This window comes from Novosphingobium sp., from assembly GCF_032093395.1.
Lineage (GTDB): Bacteria > Pseudomonadota > Alphaproteobacteria > Sphingomonadales > Sphingomonadaceae > Novosphingobium.
This window is the reverse complement of sequence record NZ_DAMDBA010000008.1, coordinates 6,904-32,192: the sequence shown is the minus strand read 5'-3', so window position 1 is coordinate 32,192 and position 25,289 is coordinate 6,904. Positions and strand designations below refer to the sequence as shown.

Here is a 25,289-nt window from a genome sequence, read left to right as displayed (position 1 = left end):
TATGTCCCGATGACGCGCAAACACAGAGACACGACGGGAACACGATGCCCTCCGACTCCAGCCTTCTCGCGACCCAGGACCAGGTGCTTCACCGCCTGCTTTCCGCTGTTTTCGGCCCCGATGCCGCGACTTCGGCCCTGACCGTCCTTACCATCGACCCTGCCCTTTCCGGAACCGGCGACACCGTATCCCGCGCCCAGGTGGCCATGGCCCTCAACGCGGCGCTTTTCGCCGATCTGCTGGACCGCGTTCCCACCGCCGCGCGCTACGTCCTGTCCGTGCGCGAGGCGGGCGAAACGATCGGCTTCGACCACGGAGCGCTGCGCACCATCGACGGCCAGACCGGCGACCTGCCTGGCGGCCATCAGGCTTTCGGCCGCTTTCTCGCTCCGCTGGGCTACGAGGTGGCCGCGCTCTATCCGCTGCCCAAGCTCCGGATGACCGGCCGCGCCTATGTCCAGCGCGACCTGCCCGAGACGATCCCGCAGTTCTTCGTCTCCGAACTCCATGTCGATCAACTTTCCGAAGGTGGCCAGGCGGCCTGCGCCAGCGTGTTCGGCGCCTCGGTCGATCCGCTGGGCGAAGCGGAATGGGCGGCCTTCGACGCACTTTCCGCCGGGGGCGCCTGCTCCTTCGACGAAGCCGTCACCGCGCTCAAGGGCGCGCTGGCCTGTTTCGGGCGTCAGCATGAGCCCCCCTCGCTGACCGACTACGAAGTGCTGCTGTCGGAAACCGGCGAAGGCGCCTGGATCGCCACCGAAGGCAATGCCTTCAACCACGCGACCACCCGCACCGCCGATGTCGTGGCCCTGGCCGAGGAATTGCGGGCGGACGGCTATCCGATGAAACCCTCGGTAGAGATCTCGCAGAACGGGCGCGTGCGCCAGACCGCGATCCTGGCCGACAAGGTGGTGCGCCCGTTCCGCGAGGCCGACGGCGCCGAAGTTCCGCTGCCGGTGCCGGGCTCCTTCTACGAATTCATCACCCGCGACATCGATCCGGAGACCGGCAAGCTCGATCTCACGTTCGATTCGGGCAATGCCACCGGCATCTTCGCCGTGACGAGGAACGCGTGAGCCTGCTCCAGTCGTTCGATCCCGCCAACGGCGCGCTGGTCTGGGAAGGCAAGAGCGCCGATGCCGCCGCCGTCGATGCCGCGCTGGCTCGCGCCCATGCGGCGTTCCCGGCCTGGGCCGCCCTTCCCGTCGCCGCGCGCGTAGAGGCGGTGCAGCGCTACAAGGCCGTGCTGGAAACCCGCAAGGACGCGATGGCCGAGACGATCTCGCGAGAGACCGGCAAGCCGCTGTGGGAGACGCGCACCGAACTCGCCGCGATGATCGGCAAAGTCGGCATCTCCATCGCCGCACAGGCCGAGCGGGCGGGGGAAAAGCGGCAGGACATGCCGTTCGGGCAGGCCGTGCTGCGCCATCGCCCGCATGGCGTGATGGCGGTGCTGGGCCCGTTCAACTTCCCCGGCCACCTGCCCAACGGCCACATCGTCCCCGCCCTGCTCGCGGGCAACACCGTGGTGTTCAAGCCTTCCGAAATGACCCCGGCGACCGGCCAGGCCATGGCCGATGCGTGGCTTGAGGCTGGTCTTCCGGAAGGCGTGTTCCAGATCGTCCACGGCGCGCGCGCCACCGGCGAAGCGCTGGTGGCGGGCCATATCGACGGCTTGCTGTTCACTGGCTCGGCAGGCGCGGGCGCGCATTTCCGGCGCATTTTCGCCAATCGCCCGGACGTGATCCTGGCGCTCGAACTGGGCGGCAACAACCCGCTGGTGGTGTGGGACGGAGACGTGGAAGAGGCCGCCTCGGTGGTCGTGCAGTCCAGCTTCATCACCACCGGCCAGCGCTGCTCCTGCGCCCGGCGGTTGATTGTGCCGGACAACGACTTCGGCACCGCGCTGGTCGATGCCGTAGCCGCATTGGCAGACCGCGTGACCATCGGCGAATGGCACGAGACGCCCGAGCCCTGGTTCGGCCCGCTGATCTCGGCCCAGGCCGCCGACGCCGCCAAGGCGCGCTTTGCAGACCTCGAAACGCAGGGCGCCACCGTCATCCGCGCCTTCACGGGCGTGGAAGGCCGCAGCGGCGCCTTCGTCACGCCCGGCATTCTCGACGTGACCGGCCTGGACGTGCCCGACGAGGAAATCTTCGCCCCGATCGTCCAGATCACCCGCGTTCCCGATTTCGATGCCGCCATGGCCGCCGCAAACGCCACGCGCTTCGGCCTCTCGGCGGGCCTCGTCAGCGGCGACGACGCGCTGTGGGATCGCTTCGTGCTGGAAAGCCGCGCGGGCGTGGTCAACCGCAACCGCCCCACCACCGGGGCTGCGGGATCGATGCCGTTCGGCGGTCTGGGCGACAGCGGCAACCACCGCCCAAGCGCCTATTACGCCGCCGACTACTGCGCCTATCCGGTCGCCAGCTTCGAGGCGGCCGACGTGGCGGGCAACAGCGGCGCGCTCGCCGGCAAGCTGCGTTGATGACAGGGCTGACCAGCGAGGAACACAATCTTCTTGCCCCGGTAGAGCGGGCCCCGATCCTCGCGCGCACGCTGGACTGGGCTGCGATCAACAGCGGCACCGGCCATATCGAAGGGCTGGCGGCGATGGCCGGGCAGCTCGCAGAGGCCTTTGCCGTCCTGCCGGGCGAGATCAGGCTGGTCGATCCCGCCCCGGTCGAGAAAGTGGACAGCCAGGGCCATACCCGCGAGGTCGCCCATGGGCGTCACCTGGTGCTTTCGGTGCGGCCCCAGGCCGAGCGGCGGGTGATCCTCACCGGCCACATGGACACCGTCTACTCCGCCGATCACCCCTTCCAGGCGTGCCGCTGGCTCGACGAGAACCGGCTGAACGGCCCCGGCACGGCGGACATGAAGGGCGGGCTTTCGCTCATGCTGGCGGGGCTTGCGGCCTACGAGCGCTCCGGCGCGACGCTGGGCTACGATGTCCTCGTCAACAGCGACGAGGAGACCGGCTCACTGTCCTCCGCCGCGCTGATTGCGGAGCTGGCGCAAGACAAGCTGGCCGCGCTGACTTACGAACCGGCGCTGCCCGGCGGCCAGATGGCGCGGGCGCGGCCCGGATCGGGCAACTACGCCGTCGTGGTCCACGGCCGCGCCGCCCATGCAGGACGCAACCCCGATGAGGGCCGCAACGCCGTGCTCGCCGCCGGTGACCTCGCTCTGCGCCTCGCCGCGATGCGCCGCCCCGGGCTTTCGGTGAACCCCGCCAGGATCGAGGGCGGCGCGCCCAACAACACCGTCCCGGACCTTGCCATCCTGCACTTCAACATGCGCCCCGCCACGCCGGAATTGGCCGCCGAGGCGCAGTCGTATATCCAGGCCGCCGTTTCCGAAGTCTCCGCCTCGCACGATGTCCACATGCATGTCCACGGCCATGTCTCGCGCCCGCCCAAGGCGATCTCGACGCGGACCGAGGCGCTCTACGGCATGGTCAGCAAGGCCGCCGCCGACCTCGGCCAGCCGATGAGCTGGAAGGACACCGGCGGCGTCTGCGACGGCAACAACATCGCCGCCTGCGGCGTGCCGGTGCTGGACACAATGGGCGCGCTGGGCGGCTCCATCCACTCGCCCGACGAATTCCTGCTGGCCGACTCTCTCGATGCCCGCGCCCGCCTTACCGCCCTCGTCCTCCACAGACTGGATCGCCACGGAGTTCTGCCCGCATGACGTTTCTCCTGCGCACCGCACAGGAAAAGGATCTGGAATCGCTGTACCGGATGGCCAAGGGCACCGGCGGCGGCTTCACCAACCTACCGCCCGACAAGCCGACGCTCGACGCCAAGCTGAAGCGCACGGCCAAGAGCTTCGCCCGCCAGAGCGACGAGATCGCCAACGACCTGTTCGTCTTCATCCTCGAAGACACCGAAACCGGCAAAGTGCGCGGCACCTGCCAGGCCTTCTCGCAAGTCGGCACCGAGTTTCCGTTCTACTCCTACCGCCTCGGCCGGATCACCCAGCATTCCAAGGAGCTGGACCGCACCTTCCGCGCCGAAATGCTGACGCTCTGCACCGATCTGGACGGGGCCAGCGAAGTGGGCGGCCTCTATCTCGACGCCACCGAACGTTCGGCGGGCGTGGGCAAGCTGCTGGCGCGCAGCCGCTACCTTTTCATCAAGATGCACCGCGAGCGCTTTGGCGATACCACCCTGGCCGAACTGCGCGGCGCTATCGACGATGCCGGAAACTCGCCGTTCTGGGATGGGCTGGCGGGCCGCTTCTTCGACATGAGCTTCCGCGACGCGGACGAGTTCAACGCCAAGCACGGCAACCAGTTCATCGCCGACCTCATGCCCAAGCACCCGATCTACTGCGCGCTGCTCTCCGAAGCGGCGCGGCAGGTCATGGGCCAGCCGCACTACTCCGGCCGCCCGGCGATGCGCATGCTGGAGAACGAGAACTTTTCATTCCAGAACTACGTCGACATCTTCGACGGCGGCCCGACCATGATCGCCCGGACCGACCAGATCCGCACCGTGCAGGAAGCCCGCAGCGCCGAAATCACGGCGATCGCCGATGCGGATGACGCGGAAGCCAGCCACCTCGTCGCCACCGGACGCCTGGCGGATTTCCGCGCCTGCCTCGGCAAAGTCGATGCGGCCGGTAGCGGCGTAACGCTGGACGCGGCAGCGGCGGCATTGCTGGGTGTGGGGCCGGGGGATACGGTAACTTACGCCAGCGCGTGAGAGGGTGAGAGGTGAGAGGTGAGAGGTGAGAGGTGAGAGGTGAGAGATAGAGGTGGTGGTGAGGGGCCCGTCGTCCCGGACTTGATCCGGGACCGCTGGCAGTGCTTTAGGCGCGAGCTGGCGGGAAAGCGCCCTGCCTGAACGTGGGCTGTTCACTGCCAGCGGTCCCGGATCAAGTCCGGGACGACGTCTCCTCCCCCTTCATCTTCATCCTCATCCTCTCATCCTCTCATCCTCTCATCCTCTCATCCGCCCTCACCCTCACGACGTTTACTGCAACCGTCCCGTCCTCTTTTGCAATGGTGCCGCCATGGGTCGCGCTCATATTGGAAACATGACCACGCTCCCCGCACCGCTCCGCTCCCCCGCCCTGCCCGACCCGATCCGCGCGGCGATCTTCGACATGGACGGGACGCTGCTCGATACCGAGGCCCTGCATGGCCAAGCTTTCGCGGTGACCGGCAAGGCGATGGGCTATCCGCTTCCGGCGACGCTCCAGCATTCGATGGTCGGCATCCACCGCGACGGTTCGCGCCGTCTGGTGGCCGATCACATGGGCCCGGACTTTCCGCTCGATCTTTTCTTCGACGAAAGCGATGTGGCCTTCACTGCCATGCTCGATGCCGGAATTCCCCTGCGCCCCGGCGCCGAGATCATCCTGGAGCATTTCGCCAAGGCCGGCGTGCCGATGGCGATCGCCACTTCCTCCGAGGCGCCCTATGCCCAGCAGCGGCTGGAGAAAGCCGGGCTGTTGCACTACTTCGATGTCGTGGTCACCCGCAACGACGTGACCCAGGCCAAGCCGCACCCCGAACCCTATCTGCTCGCCGCCAGCCGTCTGGGCGTCGATCCGGCCGATTGCGTTGCGATCGAGGACAGCCCCGCGGGCGTGCGCTCGGCCACGGCGGCGGGGATCGCCACGGTCATGGTGCCCGACCTGCTGCCCGCCACCGAGGAACAGACGCTGGTCTGCGCACAAATCCTGCCGAGCCTTGAGGCATTGAGGGACTTGCTGCTGGCGCCTGCGGAGGGCTGATTTAGGTCTGATTTAGGTCTGTTTTAGCCGTCGTCCCGGACCTGATCCGGGACCGCTGGCAGGGAACAGCCCATCCCACGCCAGGGCGCTTTTGCCGCCAGGTCGCGCCTAAAGAATTGCCAGCGGTCCCGGATCAAGTCCGGGACGACGAATTGCTCCGGGCATAGCTCTGCCCGCCCGCTGGACCCGACTTCCCCCATCCGGCTACGGGCGGGCGGATGAGCATCATCGCAACCATCATGAATTCGACCACCGGCCAGCCCATCCAGAAGATGACGTTCGGCCGCATGCCCAAGCCCTGGGCCAGCTTCAACCTGGCCAGCGGCGAACTCGTCACCGCCGACCGTGTCCATGTCGGCAAGCCCGCGCCGGGCAAGTTCGTGGCGCCGGTGGAGGTCTGGGTCACGCCGAAGGCCTGACACGCCGTTTCAATTCCTGTCTGGCTGACTGTCGGGATGCGCCGCGACGAACGCCGGATGCTCCCGACAGGCCGCCTCGATCCGGGTCAGATGCGGATAGCCGTCGAGATCGCAGGAGAACCGCCGGGCATTATAGAGCTGCGGCACGGCCACGCATTCGAACAGGCCCGGCGCGTCGAATAGGAAATCCCGCGTTTCGCGCGCCGCAAGCCGCGCTTCCACGCCTTCGAACGTGCGGGCGATCCAGTGGCGATACCAGACGTCCACTTCCGCCTGCGCAAGGCCGAGATCGTGTTTCAGATACTGCAACACCGGCAGGTTGAGCGGCGCATGCAGTTCGGTGGCGATGGCCATAGCCAGTTCGCGCGAGGCGAAGCGATCCTCGACATCGCGGGGAAGCAACGGCCGATCGGGAAAGCTCTCGTCGAGCCATTCCAGGATCGCCATCGACTGCGCGTAGACACGCCCGTCGATCTCCAGCGCCGGAACACCGCCGTAGGGGTTTAGGCGGCGGTATTCCGCGGAGCGCTGCTCCCCATTGAGCAGATTGACGGCAACCTGCTCGTATTCAAGGCCCTTGAGACCCAGCGCGATGCGCAAGCGGTAGCTGGTGGAGCTGCGCCAGTAGCCGTGGAGCTTCACGCGCTCAGGTCTCCGCCGCGATCTTCTCGTGCAGCCAGGCTGCGTGGCGCGGCGCCCGCTTTGTGCGAGACCATTCCTCCAGCATGTCCTCGGCCACGGCCTTGAGCTGGGCCATCTGGCTCGAGGTGCCGAACTGCCAGGCCAGTTCCAGCCGGTGGCCGTTGGGATCGAAGAAATAGATCGATTTGAACACGCCGTGATGAACCGGGCCGACCACCGACATCCCGTGCGCTTCGGCGCGTTCCTTCGCGGCCAGCAGGCCCTCCTCGCTCTCCACCTTGAAGGCGATGTGCTGCACCCAGGCAGGGGTAGCCTCGTCCCGCCCCATGTCGGGCGAGTTCGGCAGCTCGAAGAAGGCGAGCACGTTGCCGCCGCCGCAATCGAGGAAGACATGCATGTAGGGATCGGGCGCGCCGGTCGACGGCACTTTGTCCTCGGCGATGGCCAGCATGAAATCCATGCCCATCACGTCGCGGTAGAAGTCCACCGTCTCCCTGGCGTCGCGGCAGCGGTAGGCGACGTGGTGAATTCCGCCCAAAACAGGTGTCTTGTCAGTCATCGTCTATCTCCCGGAAATCGGGGGCAGACCTGCGTGGGCCTGCCCCTCTCTCCCAACCTCGTTTATTCGGCCGGCTCATCCACCTTCAACACCCCGCGACGAATCTGGTCGCGCTCCATGCTTTCGAACAGGGCCTTGAAGTTGCCGTTGCCGAAGCCGTCGTCACCCTTGCGCTGGATGAATTCGAAGAACACCGGCCCGACCCGCGCTTCCGCAAAGATCTGGAGCAGCAGGCGCGGCTGCCCTTCCCCGGTCGTGCCGTCTAGCAGGATGCCGCGCATCCTTAGTTCTTCGGCCGGTTCGCCATGGCCGGGAAGGCGCTCGTCGAGCATCTCGTAGTACGTTTCCGGCGGCGCGGTCATGAACGGCACGCCCAGCGACTTGAGCCGGTCCCAGGCGCCGATCAGATCGTCGCAGATCAAGGCGATGTGCTGGATGCCTTCACCGTTGAAAGCGCGCAGAAATTCGTCGATCTGGCCCTTCCCGCCTTCGGCCTCTTCGTTGAGCGGAATGCGGATCTTGCCGTCCGGCGCGGTCAGCGCCTTGGAGGTGAGCCCGGTATATTCGCCCTTGATGTCGAAGTAGCGGATCTCGCGGAAATTGAAGAGCTTCTCGTAGTAATCCGCCCAATAGACCATGCGGCCGCCATAGACGTTGTGGGTCAGGTGGTCGATCAAGTCGAAGCCCGCACCCACCGGATGGCGATCGACGCCGGGCAGATAGTCGAAGTCGATGTCGTAGATCGACAATGCCCCATCCCCGTCTCGCTCGTAGCGATCGATCAGGTAGATGATGGAGTTGCCGATGCCGCGAATGCCGGGAAGGTGCAGCTCCATCGGGCCGGTCGCGACCTGCACCGGCTCGGCCGAACGGGCGAGCAGTTCGGCATAGGCGGCACGCGCGTCCTTGACCCGGAAACCCATGCCGCAGGCGGAAGGGCCATGCTCGCGGCTGAAGAACCAGGCCGGGCTGTGCGGCTCGTAGTTGGTGATGAAGTTGATGCCGCCCTGGCGCCAGAGTTCCACGTCCTTCGAGCGGTGACGGGCGACCTTCGTGAAGCCCATGGCTTCGAACACCGGCTCCAGCACGCCCTTTTCCGGTGCCGAGAACTCGACGAACTCGAAGCCGTCGAGTCCGATGGGGTTTTCGAAAAGGTCGGTCATGAAATCGTTTCTCCGAAGGGTACCTCGCCGGGAAGCGTCTCTCCGGCGGGAATGGGCGGCGCGGCGCGCCAGGTTTCGTAGACGGGGCCGAAGTCCAGCCCGACAAGATCCTCGATCAGCTGGGGCAGACTTTCGAGGACGAAATAGGTCTTCTGAAAGGAGTCGATCATGTACCCCGTGCGCATGACGCGGACCGGCTCGAACGGCAGGCGGAGCACGTCCGCATCCTCGATCGAGTAGCGCGTCTCGCTGGCGGAGGAGATGATGCCCGCGCCGAAGACCTTCAGCGTGCCTTCCTCCCGCACCAGTCCGAACTCGATGGTGTACCAGTAGATCCGCGCGAGCATGTCGAGCGCGTCCATCGCCATGGCCCTTGCCCCGGCCTGGCCGTAAAGCTCCAGGAAATCGGCGATGGTCGGGTCGAGCAGCATCGGCACATGGCCGAAGAAATCGTGGAACACGTCCGGCTCGACGAGATAGTCCAGCTCATGCTCCTCGCGCAGCCAGCGCGTCACCGGGAAGCGGCGATGGGCGAGATGGTCGAAGAATACGGCATCGGGGATGAAGCCCGGCACCCCGACCAGCCGCCACCCGGTGGCCGGTTCGAGGATCGCATTGGCGTCCTCGAACCGGGGTATGCCCTGCGCGCAATCCAGCCGCGCCAAGCCCTGGCGGAATGCCGCGCAGGCATGGGTTTCCACCAGCGCCGACTGCCGCGCATAGAGGCGGCGCCAGCGCGCGTGCATCTCCGGGGTATAGGCATCCCAGTCCTGCCCGACCGTATAGTCATCGGCAGCCAGTTCATACTCTCCCCGAAGCTCGCTCTTGGATGTCTCGGTCGAGGGCTTCTTCATTCGAGAGAGATTATCACAGCTTCAGTGGAAGATTCCTGCGATTGCGCGCGCTGCTCGGCGGTGTATGAGTGGTTTCGACCAAGAAATATGATCTAGGCAGGTGATTCATGCAGCTCGATCTGTTCGACCGGAAGATCATCGCTGCGTTGCAGGAAGATGCCCGCATGCCGGTGGCGCAAGTCGCGGAGCGCACCGCGCTTTCCGCGACCCCGGTAAGCCGCCGCATCAAGCGGCTGGAGGATGACGGCGTCATCGTCGGCTACGCGCCTGTGCTGGACCCGCGCAAGCTGGGCTTCGAACTCGAAGCCTATGTGCTCATCAACCTCAATGCCCATATCGACGAGAACATCACCCGCTTCGAACAGGCTATCCGCGACAACCCCTACGTCATCGCCTGTCACGCTGTGACGGGCGACATGGACTACATCGTCCACATCATCGCGCGGGATGTGGAGCATCTGTCCCAGATCACGCTGAAGACGCTGGTGCGCATTCCCGGCGTTCGCGACGTGAAGTCGAGCATCGTGCTGGAAGCGATCAAGGAACAGCGGGCACTGCCGTTGGAATAGGGCATTGGCGGTGCTCCCAAGCACCCCGTCATCCTGAACTCGTTTCAGGATCCATTTCTCCCAATAACCGGCGGTTTCGGCGGCGAGATGGATCCTGAAACGAGTTCAGGATGACGTTGGTTCTCAAGCGGAAGTAGCGCCCTGAAGCGCCGGGATACGGGGTGCAGGGGTGGTACCCCCCTGCTCCACCCTTCCCTTTACCGCCCGAGCAGGTTCCGCGCCATGCTGGCGATTTGCGCGAGCATCGCCGGGCTCAGCGGCGCGGTGTTTTCCGCGCGCTGGACCATGGAGCGGAAGGTCTGGATCGCGGCGATATGCGCGCGGCCCCATTCCTCGGCCGCGGCCGCCGGGTCCGACTTGCCCGACTTCGAAGCGGCGAGGCGCTTGAGGAAGTCCAGCCGCATCTGCTGGAAGTCGCGGGCAAGACCGGCGACGAGCAGGCGCTCCCAAGGATCGGAGGGATTCATGATCGTCGCGCTGGCCTGGGCCCAGTCGAGCCCGAGGCCGGCGCCGATGCGGGTGAATGCTCCCACCAACTGGCGCGGATCGATCCCCGTATCGGCCGCAAGCGCGGCGATGCCCACCGCGCCGTCGAGGTCGTAGAGGTTGGCGACCATGGCGGCCTCAGCCTCGGGCGCGCCGAATTCGAGCAGCCCGGCGCGCAACTTGCGCGAGTGCGCGGCGATGCGCTCGCCCAGCAGCTCATGGGTGTCGATCGAAAGCGCCGCCACCGGCTTGCCGATGCGGGCCAGCACTTCGGAAGGCGCCGCCTGCCCGGCCCCGGCGCGCAGCAGGTCGGCCATGTGCCCGCGCACGACGCCCGCCGTGCGGTCGAACAGCGCGATGCGCGCGTCCTCGCTCATGGGTGCGACTTCGAGCCGCTCCCACAGCGCATCGAGATCGAAAAGCTGCACGGCCAGTGCGAAGGCCGACGCAACATGCGCCAGATCCGCGCCTTCTTCCTCGGCCAGTTCGAAGGGATGGACGATGCCCAGGCGGTTGACGATGCGGTTCGCCAGCTTGGTGGCGATGATCTCGCCCGCCAGACGGTGCCCTTCGATGAAGCGGGCGTACTTCGCCTGCATCGGCTGCGGGAAGGCCGCGAGCAGCATCGGCTGGAGCGTGGCGTCTGCGGCCAGGTCGGATACCTCGATCGCGGCCTGGAGCACCAGCTTGCCGCTGGACAGCAGCACCGCCAGTTCCGGGCGGGTCAATCCGCGTCCGTCCTGCGCCCGGCGGCTCAGCGATTCGTTGTCGGCCAGGCCTTCGGTCTTGCGGTCGAGGTTGCCACCTTCCTCCAGCGTCTCGATCAGGCGGACGTGCGAGGGCATGGCCGCCGCGCCGCCACGTTCGGCGATGGAAAGCGCCAGGGCCTGGAGGCGGTTGTCCTCCAGCACCAGTTCGGCCACTTCGTCGGTCATCTCGCGCAGCAGTTCGACGCGCTCATCCTCGGTGAGCCGGTCGGCCCGCTTGGCGGCGGCCAGCGCGATCTTGATGTTGACCTCGTTGTCCGAGCAGTCGACGCCCGCCGAGTTGTCGATGAAGTCGGTGTTGATGCGTCCGCCGCGAGAGGCGAATTCGATGCGCGCGGCTTGGGTAACGCCCAGGTTGGCGCCTTCCCCGATGACGCGGACGCGCAGTTCGTTGGCGCTGACGCGCAGGTCATCGTTCGCCGGATCGCCCACGGTCGCGTTGTTTTCCGCCGACGACTTCACGTAAGTGCCGATGCCGCCGAACCAGAGCAAGTCCACAGGCGCCCAGAGGATCGCGGAGATCAGCGATTCCGGGTCCAGCTCGGTCGCCTCGATGCCGAGAGCGGCGCGCACTTCGTCGGTCAGCGCGATCGACTTGGACTTGCGCGAGAACACGCCGCCGCCCTGCGAGATCAGGCTCTTGTCGTAATCGTCCCAGCTCGAATGCGGCAGGTCGAACATGCGCTTGCGCTCGGCCCAGCTTTTCGCTGCGTCGGGATCGGGATCGAGGAAGATATGGCGATGGTCGAAAGCGGCCACCAGCTTCAACGACTTCGAGAGCAGCATGCCGTTGCCGAACACGTCGCCCGACATGTCGCCGCAGCCGATCACGCGGACCGGGTCGTTCTGCACATCCACGCCCATTTCCAGGAAGTGGCGTTGCACCGAAAGCCAGGCGCCGCGCGCGGTGATGCCCATGGCCTTGTGGTCGTAGCCGTTGGAGCCGCCGCTGGCGAAAGCGTCGTCCAGCCAGAATTCGCGGGCCTCGGCAATGCCGTTGGCGACATCGGAGAACTTGGCCGTGCCCTTGTCGGCGGCGACCACGAAGTAGGGGTCTTCACCGTCCAGGATCACCACCGCATCGGGGTGGACTACCTTGTCGGCCACGATGTTGTCGGTGATCGACAGCAGCGTGCCGATAAAGATTTCGTAGCTCGCCTGCCCCTCGGCCGCCCAGCCCGCACGGTCGAGCGCGGGGTCGGGAAGCTGCTTGGGGTAGAAGCCGCCCTTGGCCCCGGTCGGCACGATCACCGCATTCTTCACGCGCTGGGCCTTCATCAGGCCCAGGATTTCGGTGCGATAGTCGTCGCGGCGGTCCGACCAGCGCAGGCCCCCGCGCGCGACCGGGCCCGCGCGCAAGTGGATGCCTTCCACGCGGCGCGAATAGACGAAAATCTCGCGCCAGGGCAGCGGCTTGGGCAGGCCGGGAACGAGCGCCGAATCGAACTTGAAGGCCAGCGCTGTTTCGCCGGCGGGCGCGAAGGCGTTGGTGCGCAGCATCGCCGTCACCACGTCGCGGAAAGCGCGCAGCACGCGGTCGTCGTTGATCGCGCTGACCTCGGCCAGACCGGCGCGGATCGCTTCCTGTGCCTGCGCCTTGGCCTGTGCCCGGTCGCCCTTGAAGGCGGGATCGTGGATGGCGCGGAACAGATCGACGATGCCCAGCGTCACCGCCGGCGCGCCGAGCAGGGCATCGACCACGGTGCCGATGCCGAAGTGCATGCCCGCCTGGCGCAAGTAGCGATACCAGGCGCGCAGCCAGTTCGCCTCGCGCTTGGAGAGGCCCAGGCCGGGGACGAGGCGGTTGAAGGGATCGTTCTCGCCTTGGTTGTTGAGCACACCCGCCAGGGCGTCCTCGATCATCGGCGCGAGCTTGAGCGATTCGCGCGCATCGCCGCCGGTCGGCAGGGCCAGGGTGAAGTCGTGGATCGTGCCGATGCGGCCCTTGTCCAGCGCGGTCGGCATTTCCGCCAGGACGCGGAAGCCGAAGTTCTCCAGCGCGGGGACGGCGTCCGACAGCGGGAGGCTGCCTTCGGCCTGGTAGATCTTGAGGTGAAGCTGGTGAGCCTCGCCCGCATCGTTCCGGTAGAGTCGCACGCCGCGGCTGCCACGCGCTTCGGTGCCCGCATCGCCGACGACCAGACCGCGCATATGCGCGATGTCGATCGCCGCCTCGGCCGGTCCGGAATCGCTACGGTAGGAGATCGGGAAGGCTTCGGCATAGCGCGTGGCGATGGCGGCGGCGCGGCCCGGTTCGAGCGACTGCGCCAGAGCGGCCTCGACGGCCTCGCCCCAGCCGCGCAGCATGACCTGCAAGCGGTGGTCGAGCGCTTCCTCGTCGAGCACCTGCGCGCCTTCGCGGATGTCGAGCGTGTAGCGCAGCATCGCGAGGTTGCCCGCCTCGACGCTGAGCGACCAGTCGAGGGTGGGTGCCTGCGCGGCTTCCTCGATCATGGTCTGGATACGCTTGCGCATCTGCGTCGACAGCGTGTCGCGCGCGATCCAGACGAAAGCGAAGAGGTGGCGCGACAGCGGCGAAGTGGTGACCACCAGGCGCGGGCGCGGCCGATCGATCAGTGCGGTCATCGTCGTCGCCAGACGCTCGACGTCGGCCTCGGCGAAACCGAGCACGAGATCATGCGGCAGGCTGGTCATGGCATGGGCCAGCGCCTTGCCGGTATGGCCGCCCGGATCGAAGCCCAACTTTCCGGCAAGCCCCGCAAGCAGCCGGCGCAGGCGGGGAACCCGGTCGGGCGCGACGGCCAGGGCGGCGCTTGTCCACATGCCGGCGTGGACCGAAAGCGCGGCAACCCGCCCGCCCTCGATCACGGGGATAAGGAACAGATCAAGCGGAACCCGGCGATGGACGCGGGAAATGACGTTGGCCTTGATGACCATCGGCGCCCGCACCTGTCCGGCGGCAAGCTGGGCTTCGAATGCCTCGAAAGCCCGCTCGTAGCTGGCGTCGGAAAGCAGGTCGCGCGCGTCGCGCTTGCAGATGCCCAGCAGGTCGACGTGGGTGCCGTCGCGGTGGCGGGTGACATGGCCGAGCTGCGTCAGCATGCCGCCTGCGAACCAGCGCAGCAGATCGGCACCTTCCACATCGTCGATGCGGTCGGCATCGGTGTCCATCGCCTCGACCATCCTGGGCCAGTCTGCCACGGCCACGCGCACGTCGGCCAGCGTGGTTTCCAGCGCGGCCTGAAGGTCGCGACGCTGGCGTGCGTCGGCGCGATCCGTCTCGATGTAGATGATCGATTCGCGGCGGGCCGTCGCGGAGGCGTCTTCCGGAAGAGCGATGATGTTGCCCGCCGCATCGCGCTCGACGCGGACCACCGGGTGCGCCAGGCGGTCGATCACCAGGCCGGCTTCGGCAATCACGGCGGCAACCGAATCCACCAGGAACGGCATATCGTCGTTGACGATGGCGATACGAAGGTAGCGGCGCTCCTCGTTCACCGACGCAATATCGATGACCGGGATGCCGGGTTCCCGATGCGCGGCAACATCGAGCACGACCGAAGCGGCCTCCTCTACCCAGGCCCCTTCGTCCGGCGCGTCACCGGGCAGCAGCGAATCTCGGATGCGCGCGACGATGGCCGGCTGCAGCGCGGACACCTTCCGGTTCGGCTTGGAACGAGCCTTGGGGGCGGCGGTCAGATCGTCTGCGCTCATTGCATTCTCCCGCAAATCTACGGCAGGCAAGGCGTCGCAGGGCGCCTGCTGCCAGACGACGATATAGGTCCGGTCTAGCGATCCTGCATCCACCGCATGTCCAACCTTTCGGCCATGATCATGACGGCGGCGCGATCCGATACGACCGGCCTCTCATCGGCATCGCAAGGGTTGTAACGGGATTTCCCTGTTGCGCAACATTCGTTTAAATGTGCGAAATTGAATAATTTGCATGTTGAGGGCGGGCTAGAAAAATCCTCCGTTCGCACGGGTTCTGATCAGGCAAGGCGCGCCGTTGCACCGTCCAGATGGAGGCGGAGGAATGGCGCGAAAGTCCCTCCGAAGCGATCGCGATTGCGCGGCTTGGCGCTCTTGTTCCTGGCGGGGCTGCCTCGATAGTCGATGAAGCTGGCGACCTGGAGATCGGGCATGACCCACCAGCTATAGGCCTGCCACGGCGCCTCAACCGGATTGGCCAGCACCAGTCCATGGCCGTTCAACAACCGCCATGGCGAACCGATGCCGCTGGCAACGGCGCCATAGAGGCCGGTCGGCGCGGTGATGCCCGGTGCGAAGACGCTCGCCTGAGTGGACCAGAACAGATAGCTCAGCCCTCGATGCCGCACGATATGCGGCCGCTCCAGTTCGTTGTTCACGCCGGTGGCGTCGATCAGCGGAGGCCGTTCGGCGAAGCCCTGCTCTTGCCGCCGAGCAAGGCCCACCACGCCGTTGTGCGCCTTGCCAGAGGCCGCCGAGGATGCCGTGAACAGCAGGAAATCCTCAGCGTTCGTCCGGACCATGCACGGGTCGCGGAAAGCCTTGATGCTGCCCGCTCTGCCCTGCCCTTCGTGCCGCGTCATATAGTGGAACCCGGCAGGGATAAGGATTTCCTCCGGTTCCGACCACGGTCCGAATGCTTGCTCGCCTTCGTGCAAAGCCGCCCTGCTGGCGAAGAGGCGCTGCCGGAACGAGGGCACCGCTTCGCCCCGCTCTCCGGCGGCCGTGAAGCGCAAAGTCGCAATACCGCCCTCGACCGTGGCCGACCCCGACCATTCGCGACTGCCCGGCGTGACCCCTTCCGCAAAGACCGGGCCAAGCGCCGTGAACCGTCCATCCTTGCGATGGAAGTGGTGGATCCGGGCATGGTCGTGCCGCCCTTCGGGATCGGTGAAGGCCGGCGCGGCGAGCGCGAACCACAGTTCGCCGCTGCGCCAGCGCACCGGCTTGCCGTCGATATCGGCCAAGGGCCAGGCGTCCCATACGTCAAGGTTTGGGGCCACCCGCCGCACGTCCTGCGCCGCGATTACGGGTGCGCGATCGAACGCCGCCCCTTTCAGAAGCGCCAGATCGGCAGCCCTCCAATGCAGCGTGCCAAGCTTCAGATCGGTTTCGGTCAAGCGCGCATACCTCTCCAATCAGGGGAGCCCGAAGCGTCGGAAACGGGCAATGGATTGCAGGGTATCGGTCACATTTCGTCAATTCCGCAATTAAACCTAGGAAATCGCAGCAGGAACCGGAAAGCACCGCGAAGACGGTACATCGCCGGATTGAAGCGGGCGGGTTTCGGGGTAGAAACTTGGCACCCCTCATGGCGGAGGAGACCGAGATGATCCCCGGTGCAAGGCCCAAGCTGTCGTTGCTGCGCATCTGCGAAATGAACCTCGGCTTCTTCGGGTTGCAGTTCAGCTTCGGCCTGCAGCAGGCGAACATGAGCCCGATCTACCGCACGCTCGGCGCCTCCGAAGCCATGCTGCCGCTGCTCTGGCTGGCGGGGCCGATGACCGGCCTCATCGTGCAGCCCCTCGTCGGCGCGATGAGCGACCGCACTGGCGGGCGACTCGGCCGAAGAACGCCCTATTTCCTGGCCGGCGCGGTGATCTGCTCGCTCTGCCTGCTGGCCATGCCCTATTCCCCGGCGCTGTGGGTGGCCGCATCGCTGCTCTGGCTGCTGGACGCCGGCAACAACGTCACCATGGAACCCTACCGTGCCTATGTGGCCGATCGCCTGTCCCCCCGGCAGCGCGCGACCGGCTTCCTGACCCAGAGCGCCTTCACCGGCTTGGCCCAGACGCTGTCCTACCTTGCACCCTCGCTGCTGGCGGCAACGATCGACCGCGAACTTCTTGATGGCAACGGCATTCCGGCGATCGTCCGCGTGGCTTTCGCGATCGGCGCGGTACTCTCGCTTTCGACCGTGGCCTGGTCGCTGCTGCGCGTACCGGAACTGCCGCTATCGGAACCGGAACGCGCGGCCATCGCCGCAAAGCCCCTCGCCCTGCACCCGCTGGTGCGGGAAATCGGCGCTGCGCTGCGGACCATGCCAGAGCCGATGCGGCGGCTGGTGCCGTCGATGTTCTGCCAGTGGTTCGCGATGTTCGTCTATTGGCAGTTCGCCACGGACGCTCTCGCGCGTTCGCTGTTCGGCACCACCGATCCCGCGACTCCGGCCTACCGCGCCGCGGTGCTGGCGACGCAGCAGCTCGGCGCGCTCTACAATGCGATCGCCTTCGTGGCGGCGCTGGGCCTGATTCCGATCGTCCACCGATTCGGCGCCGCATGGGTGCACATGGCCTGCCTCGCCGCTTCCGGCTGCGCCATGCTGCTGATTCCCCATACGAATTCCCTGGCGGCCACGGCGCCGCTGATGCTCGGGCTGGGCCTTGGATGGGCGGGAATGATGGGAAATCCCTACGCCATCCTGGTCGAGGCGATCCCTCCCGACCGCACCGGGGTCTACGTTGGCCTTTTCAATATTTTAATCGTGATCCCCATGTTGATCGAGACGGTGGCGATGCCGTTGATCTATAAATCGCTGCTCGCTTCCGATCCGCGCAATGCGCTGGTCCTGGCGGGTTTCCTCATGCTGGCCGGCGCGGGCGCGACGCTTCTTGTCGCTGGCCCGCGCAAGCCGCAGCGCGGAACGCAGGAATTTCAAGCAGACCACCCGCCCCCGCCACGGGATTCGAACTGATAACTGGCCGGAAACAATGGAGATTGGATGGCGGGGAACGACGATCAGACGCTGGACATGGCCCTTGAGGGTCAGGCCGCGGAAGGCCAGCCCTTAGACGGACAGCCGGTATCGGACAGCGCGCGGCAACATGTTCGCACGCTGGCAGACCTGGCGCGGCTGGCCGGGGTTTCGGCGGGAACGGTTTCCCGCGCACTGGCCGGCAAGGCGCTGGTCAATGCCGAGACGCGCGATCGCATCCAGGCACTCGCCCGGCACCACGGCTTCAAGCCCAACCAGATGGCCAGCAAGCTGCGTACCGGCCGAACCGGCGTCATCGGCGTGGTCATCCCGCTCGGCCACGAGAAGCGCCAGCACATCTCCGACCCGTTTTTCCTCACGCTGCTGGGCCATCTTGCCGACGAACTGACCGAAAGCGGCTACGACGTCATGCTCAGCCGCGCCATTCCGGACGGCACTACCGACTGGCTGGAACGGATCAGCGGATCCTGCATGGTCGATGGCATCATCGTCATCGGCCAGTCCGATCAGTTCCACGTCATCGAACGGGTATCGCAAAGCTACCGGCCGATGGTGGCCTGGGGACACTATCGCAGCGGCCAGAATCATTGCGTGGTCGGCACCGACAACGAATTGGGCGGTCGCATCGCGGTAGAGCACCTGTTGGCCTCCGGCGCCCGGAACATCGCCTTTCTCGGCCAGACCGGCGGCATTGAGATCGCCTCCCGCTATCGCGGCGCGGCGGGCGCGGCAGAGGCGGCGGGCGCATCCTTCCTGCATCTTCCCGTCGAACTCGCGGACGAAGCGATGGGTCCGCAGATCGAACGCGCCCTTGCCGATGCCGCCCTCAGGTCCGACGGGCCGATCGACGGCATCGTCGCCGCTTCGGACCTCATCGCCATGTCGGCCCTGCGCATCTTGCATGACCAGGGCCGCGCCGTACCGGGCCAGGTGCGGATCGTCGGCTTCGACGACCTGCCGCTCGCCGCGCAGACCACGCCACCGCTCACCACGATCCGGCAGGAGATCGCCGAGGGCGCCCGCGCGCTGGTGGAAAAGCTCAAGGCCCGCATCGATGGCCTGCCCACCCAGAGCCTGGTCATGCCGCCCCGGCTGGTCGTGCGACAGACCACGCGGGCCTGACACCTCTCGATCCTTCCTCCTCGTTGCGTCGGCGCATTTTCCTCGGCTTCAGGTGTTTCCACCGGCACGGGAAATGCTCTAGTCAGGATCTTCCCGCCGCAGGAATCGCGCGCGGCGGGGATGACCAAGGTGCGAGGATGAGGGGGTTTTTCAGTGATCCGGGACGTGAGCGGCGTGGCGGCATGCTGATCGGGATCGATCTGGGAACCACGAACAGTGCGGTTGCGATCTGGCGCGATGGCGAAGCCGTGCTCGTGCCCAATGCGCTGGACGAACTGCTGACGCCTTCGGCCACCTCCATCGCCAGGGACGGACAGGCCTGGATCGGCCGTCCCGCCCACGATCGCCTCGCCACGCACCCGCAGGACAGCGCCGCCAGCTTCAAGCGACTGATGGGCACCGCCAGCAAGGCCCATCTCGGCGGCAGGGACTATGGGGCCGAGGACTTGTCCGCGCTGGTGCTCGGGGCCCTGGCCGGCGATGTCGAGGCCTTTACCGGAGAGCGGCCCACCGAGGCTGTCATCACCGTGCCCGCCTATTTCAACGACCGCCAGCGCAAGGCCACGCGCCGGGCCGGTGAACTGGCGGGCCTGACGGTGCGCCGCCTGATCAACGAACCCACCGCCGCCGCGCTTGCCTTCGGGCTTCAGGACAAGGGCGATCGCGAGCCTTTCCTGGTGTTCGATCTCGGCGGCGGCACTTTCGACGTCTCGGTGGTCGAAATGTTCGACGGCGTGGTCGAAGTCCGCGCCTCGGCGGGCGACAACCGGCTGGGCGGGGATGACTTCGACCAGGCCCTGGCCGTCATGGCCAGGCCGCGCCTCGATCCCGCAGGCCGGCTGGACGCCCTGCCTGCCGCACGGCGCGAAGCCCTGCTGAAGCGTGCCGCGGAAACCTGCCGACACGCGCTGAGCGCTGCGGCAGAGGCCGAGTTCGCCGTCGTTCTGGGAGAGGAACGCCTCGCCATCACCGTTACCGAGGCCGAGTTCGAGACGGCCTGCGAACCGCTGCTGCGCCGCTTGCGAGAGCCGGTGGCGCGCGCCTTGCGGGATTGCGCGATCGATGCCTCCGAACTTTCCGAGATCGTGCTGGTGGGCGGGGCGACCCGGATGCCGGTGGTGCGGCGGGCGATTACCCGCCTCTTCGGCCGATTTCCCAACGCTTCGGTCCATCCAGACCACGCCGTGGCCCTGGGCGCCGCCATGCAGGCCGCACTGGTCGGCCGGGATGCGGCACTCGAAGAGATCCGCATTACCGATGTCTGCCCTTTCACGCTGGGCGTGGAAGTGGCCGAACAGGACAGCTTCGGCGGCCTTCAGCGTGGGCTGTTCTCGCCGGTGATCGAGCGCAACACCCCGGTCCCCGTCTCGCGGATGAACACCTATTCAACGCTGGGCAACAACCAGAAGACGCTGGAATTCGGGATCTACCAGGGCGAGGCCCGCGAAGTGCGCGGCAATGTGAAGCTGGGCCAAATCGCCATCCCCGTGCCGCCGCGCCCGGCGGGGGAAGTCTCGGCGCAAGTGCGGTTTTCCTACGACAGTTCCGGCCTGCTAGAGATCGACATCCATGTCCCGGCCAGCGGCGCGGAACGCAATCTCGTCATCGTTGACGAGGAAGACCGCCCCGGCCGCAAGGAACTGGACAGCCGCCGCGCCGCGCTAGCCAAGCTCAAGTTCCATCCGCGCGAGGATGCCGGCAACGTCGCCCTGATGACCCGGGCGGAACGCTGCTATGAAGACCATATCGGCGATGTTCGGCAAGCGATCGGCCACTGGATCACGCTGTTCGCCGGCGCGCTCGACACGCAGGATCCACGTCGCATTGCCGATGCCCGCAACCTGCTGCTTGCCCGGTTGGACGAAGTGGAAAGCATCAGCCCGCTATGAGCCCGCCCTGGTCGATCTTGGGCATCGGCGTAACCGCCGATGCCGCCGCCATTCGCAAGGCCTATGCCGCGCGGCTCAAGGCCATGGACGTCGATGGCGACGTCGAGGGTTTCGCAAGGCTGCGTCAGGCGCGCGACCATGCCTTGCGGCTTGCCCGCAACATGGCCGCCGCTGCCGTCGATCCCGAGGAGACCGAAGAGGGCGCGGACGAGCCCGAATTCGGCCCTTCGCCCGAGGCGCCGCCGCGCTGGACTTATGCCGCGCCGGAATTGCGCGGCGAATGGAGCGGTGCGAACCTTACCACGCGCCCGGCGGAACCCGACCAGCCCGCCATGCTGGAACGCATGGCCTGGGCGGCGGCCGCTGCGCGCGAAGGCGTGAGCGGGGCCGGCATTCCGCTTACCACGATCGACCCCTTCACCGCGCCGTTCCTGCGCGGCAATCACATCCCTGACGAAGCGCTAGGCCTGAGGCCCGGAGAAAGCCCGGCGGAACGGCTGGCCATCCTCCTCGATCCGGAAAGCGCCGAGGCCGCCGAACCGCTCTCCGAGGCCGAGGCGCGCCAAGCCCTGCGCGCCCTGCGCAAGATCCTCGACGATGCCGCCCAGGCCCAGATCACCCGCGCGCAGCAGATCGAGGACTGGCTGGCCGAAGTCCTGGCACGCGGCTGGCCGCGATCGGCGCCCCTGCTGGAAGATGCCAACGCCGCCTTCGGCTGGGAGCGCGAATGGGCGGCGCACGATGCCCGCCCCGGCGTCGCCTTCCTGGGCGCGCGGCTTCGCGGCTATCGTTTCCAGCAAAACGTGCTCCGCCCCGGGCATCGTTATCACAAAGCCTGGAACGAGCTGGTCCGCTCCGGCGAGGCCGGCCCGCTGCGGATGGTGCGTGGCCCTTCGCAAGCCGATGTGGAGGGTCTGCTGCGCGGCATCCGCAACAACTTCCCCGAACTGGAAACCCATTTCGCGCCAGAGCGTGTCGCTTCATGGGAGCGCGGCAATCCGCTGGCACCGGGCCTGCTCGTGCTCCTCGGCCTGGTCGTGCTGGGTGTGGTGCTGATGCTGACGGCGGCTCCCTCCGGCAAGACCTCGTTGGAGCACGACACCTGGAACGCGATGCAGGCCGCCGTGCCCGAGGCGTTCGGGGAGGGGCACGATTCCTCCTGGCTCTGGGACAAGCAGCCCGAACTCGCCGGCCTGCTGAATGCTCAGGCCCGCAACCTGCTGCAAAACGGGCAGGATCAATCCGCCGTCGTCCGCAAGACGGTGGAGATCGTGCGTGGTCGCAGCTTCCTCAACGGTCGGGAGCTTTCGGACGGCGATCTGGATGCGGCGATGCGCCTGCGCCTGTCGCAACTGAACGCGGCCCGCTTGCAGAGCGATGCGGCCTGCATCCGGGTGCGCAACACCGGGGTGCTCGATGGCACCATCCCGGTTGCGGACGACCTGCGGGAGCAGGAACGCGCTTTCGCGGCCCGCCTTGCCGAAGCCGGAAAGCTGGGTAAGCCGCAGGACCATGGCGAGCGCTCGGCCCTGGTGCCGGCGAGACTTATCGATCAGGTGGTGGATGCCACCCGGCTCAAGCGCGACGTCGTGAAACAGGCGATGTCGGGCAAGGGTGACGATGCCGCCGGCTGCGCGGTAACGATTGCGTTGCTGGACCGGACATTGGCCTGGAAGGGCGAGAACCGGCGCGAGATATTGATGACGCTGTGAAGCGATTATTCGAAAGTGCCCGATCGCTGCGAGACTCGTCATCCTGAACTTGTTTAGCTGCGCTGGCCTTCGGCTCAGGATCCACTCTTCCCAACAACCCACCGTCTCGGCGGCGCGATGGATCCTGAACCAAGTTCAGGATGACGATGTGCTATGGGAGAAAGAGCGCGAAACGTCGGCCGGAAGACCCACGCGAAATCCGCGTCAGATCGCCAGTCCCGCCGCGCGCGCGCTCGCCCAGGCCCATTGAAAATTGTAGCCGCCCAGCCAGCCGGTCACGTCCGCCGCCTCGCCGATGACGTAGAGGCCCGGCACCTTGCGCGCCTCCATCGTCTTGGACGAGAGCCCGGCGGTGTCGATGCCGCCCGCGGTCACTTCGGCCTTGGCAAAGCCCTCCGACCCGTCCGGAACGAAAGGCCAGCGCGCCAGTTTCGCCTCCGCAGTGGCAAGCACCTTGTCGGTCAGGGCGCCGAGTTCACCCACAAGGCCCAGCTTGTCGCACAGCACCTCGGCCAGCCGCTCAGGCAGTCCCTCGCCCAGCACCTTGCGCAAGGACGTGCGCGGGCGTTCGCGCTTGGCGTCCCTCAGCCAGCCTTCGGCGCGATCGGGCAGGAATTGCGTGGTGACCGTTTCGCCGCGCTGCCAATAGCTGGACACCTGCAGGATCGCCGGTCCGGACAGCCCGCGATGGGTGAACAGCGCCGCCTCGCGGAAGGCCGCCTTGCCGCATCGGGCGACGACCTCGGTGGAAACACCGGAAAGGTCGCGGAACAGCGCCTCCTGCCCCGGCAGCGTCAACGGCACCAATGCCGGACGCGGCTGGACTACCTTGAGGCCGAACTTGCGGGCAAGGTCATAGGCCAGCCCGGTCGCGCCCATCTTCGGGATCGACGGACCGCCCGTGGCGATCACCAGCGCCGGCGCGGTGGCTGTCTGGCCGCCGAAAGCAACGCGGTAGAGCCCGTCTCCATGCCCGATCTCGCCCAGGGGATCGCCGCAGTGCACCTCGACCCCGCCCTTGGCGCATTCCTCCAGCAGCATCGCGACGATCTGCTTCGCGGACCCGTCGCAGAACAGCTGGCCTAGCGTCTTCTCGTGCCAGGCGATGCCATAGGCCTCCACCATCTCCAGGAAATCGGCGGGGGTGTAGCGGCTCAGGGCGGACTTGGCGAAGTGCCCATTGCTCGACAGATAGCGATCGGGCGCGGTGTGGATATTGGTGAAGTTGCAGCGCCCGCCGCCGGAGATCAGGATCTTCTTGCCCGGCTGTTCGGCATGATCGATCAGCAGCACGCGTTTGCCCTGCTGCCCGGCGGTGGCCGCGCAGAACAGCCCGGCCGCGCCCGCGCCAAGCACGATGGCATCGTACATGTCGCTCACGCGCCCGCAGCGGCCTTGGGCTCTGCCGGAGCCAGCTCCAGCGCCAGCGCTTCCGCCACGCGAATCCCGTCAACCGCTGCCGAGAGGATGCCGCCGGCATAACCCGCCCCCTCCCCCGCCGGATAGAGGCCGCGCGTGTTGAGGCTTTGCAGATCCTTGCCGCGCGTGATCCGCACGGGCGACGAAGTGCGCGTCTCCACGCCGGTCATCACTACGTCGGGATGGTCGTAACCAGGCACCTGCCGTCCGAACACCGGAAGCGCCTCGCGGATCGCATCCACTACGAAATCGGGCAGGCACTGCTTGAGCTCGGTCAGGTGGACGCCCGGCTGGTAGCTCGGCGTCACCACGCCGAACTCGGTCGAGGGCCGGTCGGCCAGGAAGTCGCCCAGCTTCTGGCCCGGCGCCTTGTAGTTCTCGCCGCCGGCCTTGAAGGCCAGTTCCTCGAACTTGCGCTGGAAGGCGATGCCCGCCAGCGGATCGCCGGGATAATCCGTCTCCGGGTCGATATCGACCACGAGGCCGGAATTGGCATTGAATTCGGCGCGCGAATACTGGCTCATGCCGTTGGTGACCACTCGGCCGGGCTCGCTCGCCGCCGCCACCACGCGCCCGCCCGGACACATGCAGAAGCTGTAGACCGTGCGTCCGTTCGAAGCCTTGTGCGCGATCGAATAGGCCGCCGCGCCGAGAATCTTGTTGCCCGCATTGTCGCCGTATCGCGCCGTGTCGATCCAGCTCTGCGGATGCTCGATGCGCACGCCGATCGCGAAAGGCTTGGCCTCGATGTAGACGCCGCGATCGTGCAGCACCTCGAAGGTGTCGCGCGCGGAGTGGCCCACAGCCATGATGACATGGGTCGCGGGCAGGAATTCTCCGTTCGAAAGGTGCAGGCCAGTGATCCGGCGCTCTCCGTCGGCGCTCTCTTCAACCTCGAAATCGTCGACGCGGGTGCCGAAGCGGTACTCGCCGCCGAGCTGCTCGATCGTCTCGCGCATCGACATCACCATCGTCACCAGGCGGAACGTGCCGATATGCGGGTGCGCCTCGGTGAGAATGTCGTCGGGCGCACCGGCCTTGACGAACTCGGTCAGAACCTTGCGGCCGAGATGGCGGCTGTCCTTGATGCGGCTGTAGAGCTTGCCGTCCGAGAACGTGCCCGCGCCGCCCTCTCCGAACTGCACGTTGCTCTCGGTGTCCAGCACCGACCGCCGCCAGAGCCCGAAGGTGTCTTTGGTGCGCTCGCGGACGGCCTTGCCGCGTTCGACGATGATCGGCCGGAAACCCATCTGCGCCAGGATCAGCGCTGCCA

The 25,289-nt window shown here is 66.8% G+C and carries 19 protein-coding genes; 11 read left to right on the top strand and 8 right to left on the bottom strand.

The genetic code is table 11. The features are described from left to right. The first annotated feature begins 44 nt into the window (after positions 1-44). The 6 genes from RT424_RS04660 to RT424_RS04635 all read left to right on the top strand — a co-directional run bounded on the left by RT424_RS04660 (position 45) and on the right by RT424_RS04635 (position 6,167). Positions 45-1,076, top strand: a complete 1,032-nt coding sequence (locus RT424_RS04660) for a 2-oxoadipate dioxygenase/decarboxylase family protein (RefSeq protein ID WP_313434800.1) — start codon at positions 45-47, stop codon at positions 1,074-1,076. After that, positions 1,073-2,488, top strand: a complete 1,416-nt coding sequence (astD, locus tag RT424_RS04655) for a succinylglutamate-semialdehyde dehydrogenase (RefSeq protein WP_313434799.1) — start codon at positions 1,073-1,075, stop codon at positions 2,486-2,488. The genes RT424_RS04660 and astD overlap by 4 nt, the downstream gene beginning before the upstream one ends. Further along, complete coding sequence (locus tag RT424_RS04650; protein WP_313434798.1) at positions 2,488-3,696, top strand: hydrolase; 1,209 nt, start codon at positions 2,488-2,490, stop codon at positions 3,694-3,696. Before astD ends, RT424_RS04650 begins: the two co-directional genes overlap by 1 nt. Next, positions 3,693-4,712, top strand: coding sequence for an arginine N-succinyltransferase (locus RT424_RS04645; RefSeq protein ID WP_313434797.1), 1,020 nt, complete (start codon positions 3,693-3,695; stop codon positions 4,710-4,712). Before RT424_RS04650 ends, RT424_RS04645 begins: the two co-directional genes overlap by 4 nt. Positions 4,713-5,046: 334 nt before the next feature. Then, a complete protein-coding gene (locus RT424_RS04640) occupies positions 5,047-5,748 on the top strand; it encodes an HAD family phosphatase (RefSeq protein ID WP_313434796.1) in 702 nt (233 codons plus the stop codon). 218 nt (positions 5,749-5,966) lie between these two features. Beyond that, on the top strand, positions 5,967-6,167 hold the full coding sequence (locus tag RT424_RS04635) for a hypothetical protein (protein WP_021233577.1): 201 nt from the start codon (positions 5,967-5,969) through the stop codon (positions 6,165-6,167). 9 nt (positions 6,168-6,176) lie between these two features. Here the strand turns inward: RT424_RS04635 and maiA are convergent, their stop codons facing one another. From maiA to phhA, 4 genes are all read right to left on the bottom strand, one after another. Beyond that, the gene (maiA, locus tag RT424_RS04630; RefSeq protein ID WP_313434795.1) at positions 6,177-6,809 is read right to left on the bottom strand and encodes a maleylacetoacetate isomerase; all 633 of its coding nucleotides are present in this window, start codon (positions 6,807-6,809) and stop codon (positions 6,177-6,179) included. A gap of 4 nt (positions 6,810-6,813) precedes the next feature. Next, positions 6,814-7,368, bottom strand: coding sequence for a VOC family protein (locus tag RT424_RS04625; RefSeq protein ID WP_313434794.1), 555 nt, complete (start codon positions 7,366-7,368; stop codon positions 6,814-6,816). Between the two features lie 62 nt (positions 7,369-7,430). After that, positions 7,431-8,531: a 4-hydroxyphenylpyruvate dioxygenase gene (hppD, locus tag RT424_RS04620; RefSeq protein ID WP_313434793.1), complete on the bottom strand. Its 1,101-nt coding sequence runs from the start codon at positions 8,529-8,531 to the stop codon at positions 7,431-7,433. Beyond that, positions 8,528-9,385 carry a phenylalanine 4-monooxygenase gene (gene phhA, locus RT424_RS04615; protein WP_313434792.1) on the bottom strand — a complete coding sequence of 286 codons (858 nt, stop codon included), beginning with the start codon at positions 9,383-9,385 and terminating at the stop codon, positions 8,528-8,530. Before phhA ends, hppD begins: the two co-directional genes overlap by 4 nt. A 107-nt stretch (positions 9,386-9,492) precedes the next feature. Between phhA and RT424_RS04610 the strand changes: the two genes are divergently transcribed. Beyond that, a complete protein-coding gene (locus tag RT424_RS04610; protein WP_313434791.1) occupies positions 9,493-9,954 on the top strand; it encodes an Lrp/AsnC family transcriptional regulator in 462 nt (153 codons plus the stop codon). A 197-nt stretch (positions 9,955-10,151) separates the two neighbouring features. Here RT424_RS04610 and RT424_RS04605 read toward each other — a convergent pair whose 3' ends face one another. Beyond that, on the bottom strand, positions 10,152-14,882 hold the full coding sequence (locus RT424_RS04605) for an NAD-glutamate dehydrogenase domain-containing protein (protein ID WP_313434790.1): 4,731 nt from the start codon (positions 14,880-14,882) through the stop codon (positions 10,152-10,154). A 278-nt stretch (positions 14,883-15,160) separates the two neighbouring features. Further along, positions 15,161-16,279 (bottom strand): glycoside hydrolase family 68 protein, encoded by a 1,119-nt coding sequence (locus RT424_RS04600; RefSeq protein ID WP_313434789.1) that lies wholly within the window; start codon positions 16,277-16,279, stop codon positions 15,161-15,163. 209 nt (positions 16,280-16,488) lie between these two features. On the opposite strand from RT424_RS04600, the gene RT424_RS04595 reads away from it, so the two are divergent. The 4 genes from RT424_RS04595 (at position 16,489) to RT424_RS04580 (ending at position 22,597) form a co-directional block, all read left to right on the top strand. After that, positions 16,489-17,853, top strand: coding sequence for an MFS transporter (locus RT424_RS04595; RefSeq protein WP_313434788.1), 1,365 nt, complete (start codon positions 16,489-16,491; stop codon positions 17,851-17,853). Positions 17,854-17,880: 27 nt separating this feature from the next. Further along, the gene (locus RT424_RS04590) at positions 17,881-18,996 is read left to right on the top strand and encodes a LacI family DNA-binding transcriptional regulator (protein ID WP_313434787.1); all 1,116 of its coding nucleotides are present in this window, start codon (positions 17,881-17,883) and stop codon (positions 18,994-18,996) included. A gap of 182 nt (positions 18,997-19,178) precedes the next feature. Beyond that, positions 19,179-20,885, top strand: coding sequence for a molecular chaperone HscC (locus tag RT424_RS04585; protein WP_313434786.1), 1,707 nt, complete (start codon positions 19,179-19,181; stop codon positions 20,883-20,885). Then, a complete protein-coding gene (locus RT424_RS04580; protein WP_313434785.1) occupies positions 20,882-22,597 on the top strand; it encodes a hypothetical protein in 1,716 nt (571 codons plus the stop codon). The genes RT424_RS04585 and RT424_RS04580 overlap by 4 nt, the downstream gene beginning before the upstream one ends. A 204-nt stretch (positions 22,598-22,801) precedes the next feature. Here the strand turns inward: RT424_RS04580 and RT424_RS04575 are convergent, their stop codons facing one another. Beyond that, positions 22,802-23,968 carry an NAD(P)/FAD-dependent oxidoreductase gene (locus RT424_RS04575; protein ID WP_409521443.1) on the bottom strand — a complete coding sequence of 389 codons (1,167 nt, stop codon included), beginning with the start codon at positions 23,966-23,968 and terminating at the stop codon, positions 22,802-22,804. 5 nt (positions 23,969-23,973) lie between these two features. Then, positions 23,974-25,289, bottom strand: a 1,316-nt coding sequence (locus RT424_RS04570) for an NAD(P)/FAD-dependent oxidoreductase (RefSeq protein ID WP_313434783.1), incomplete at its 5' end; no start/stop codon positions are given.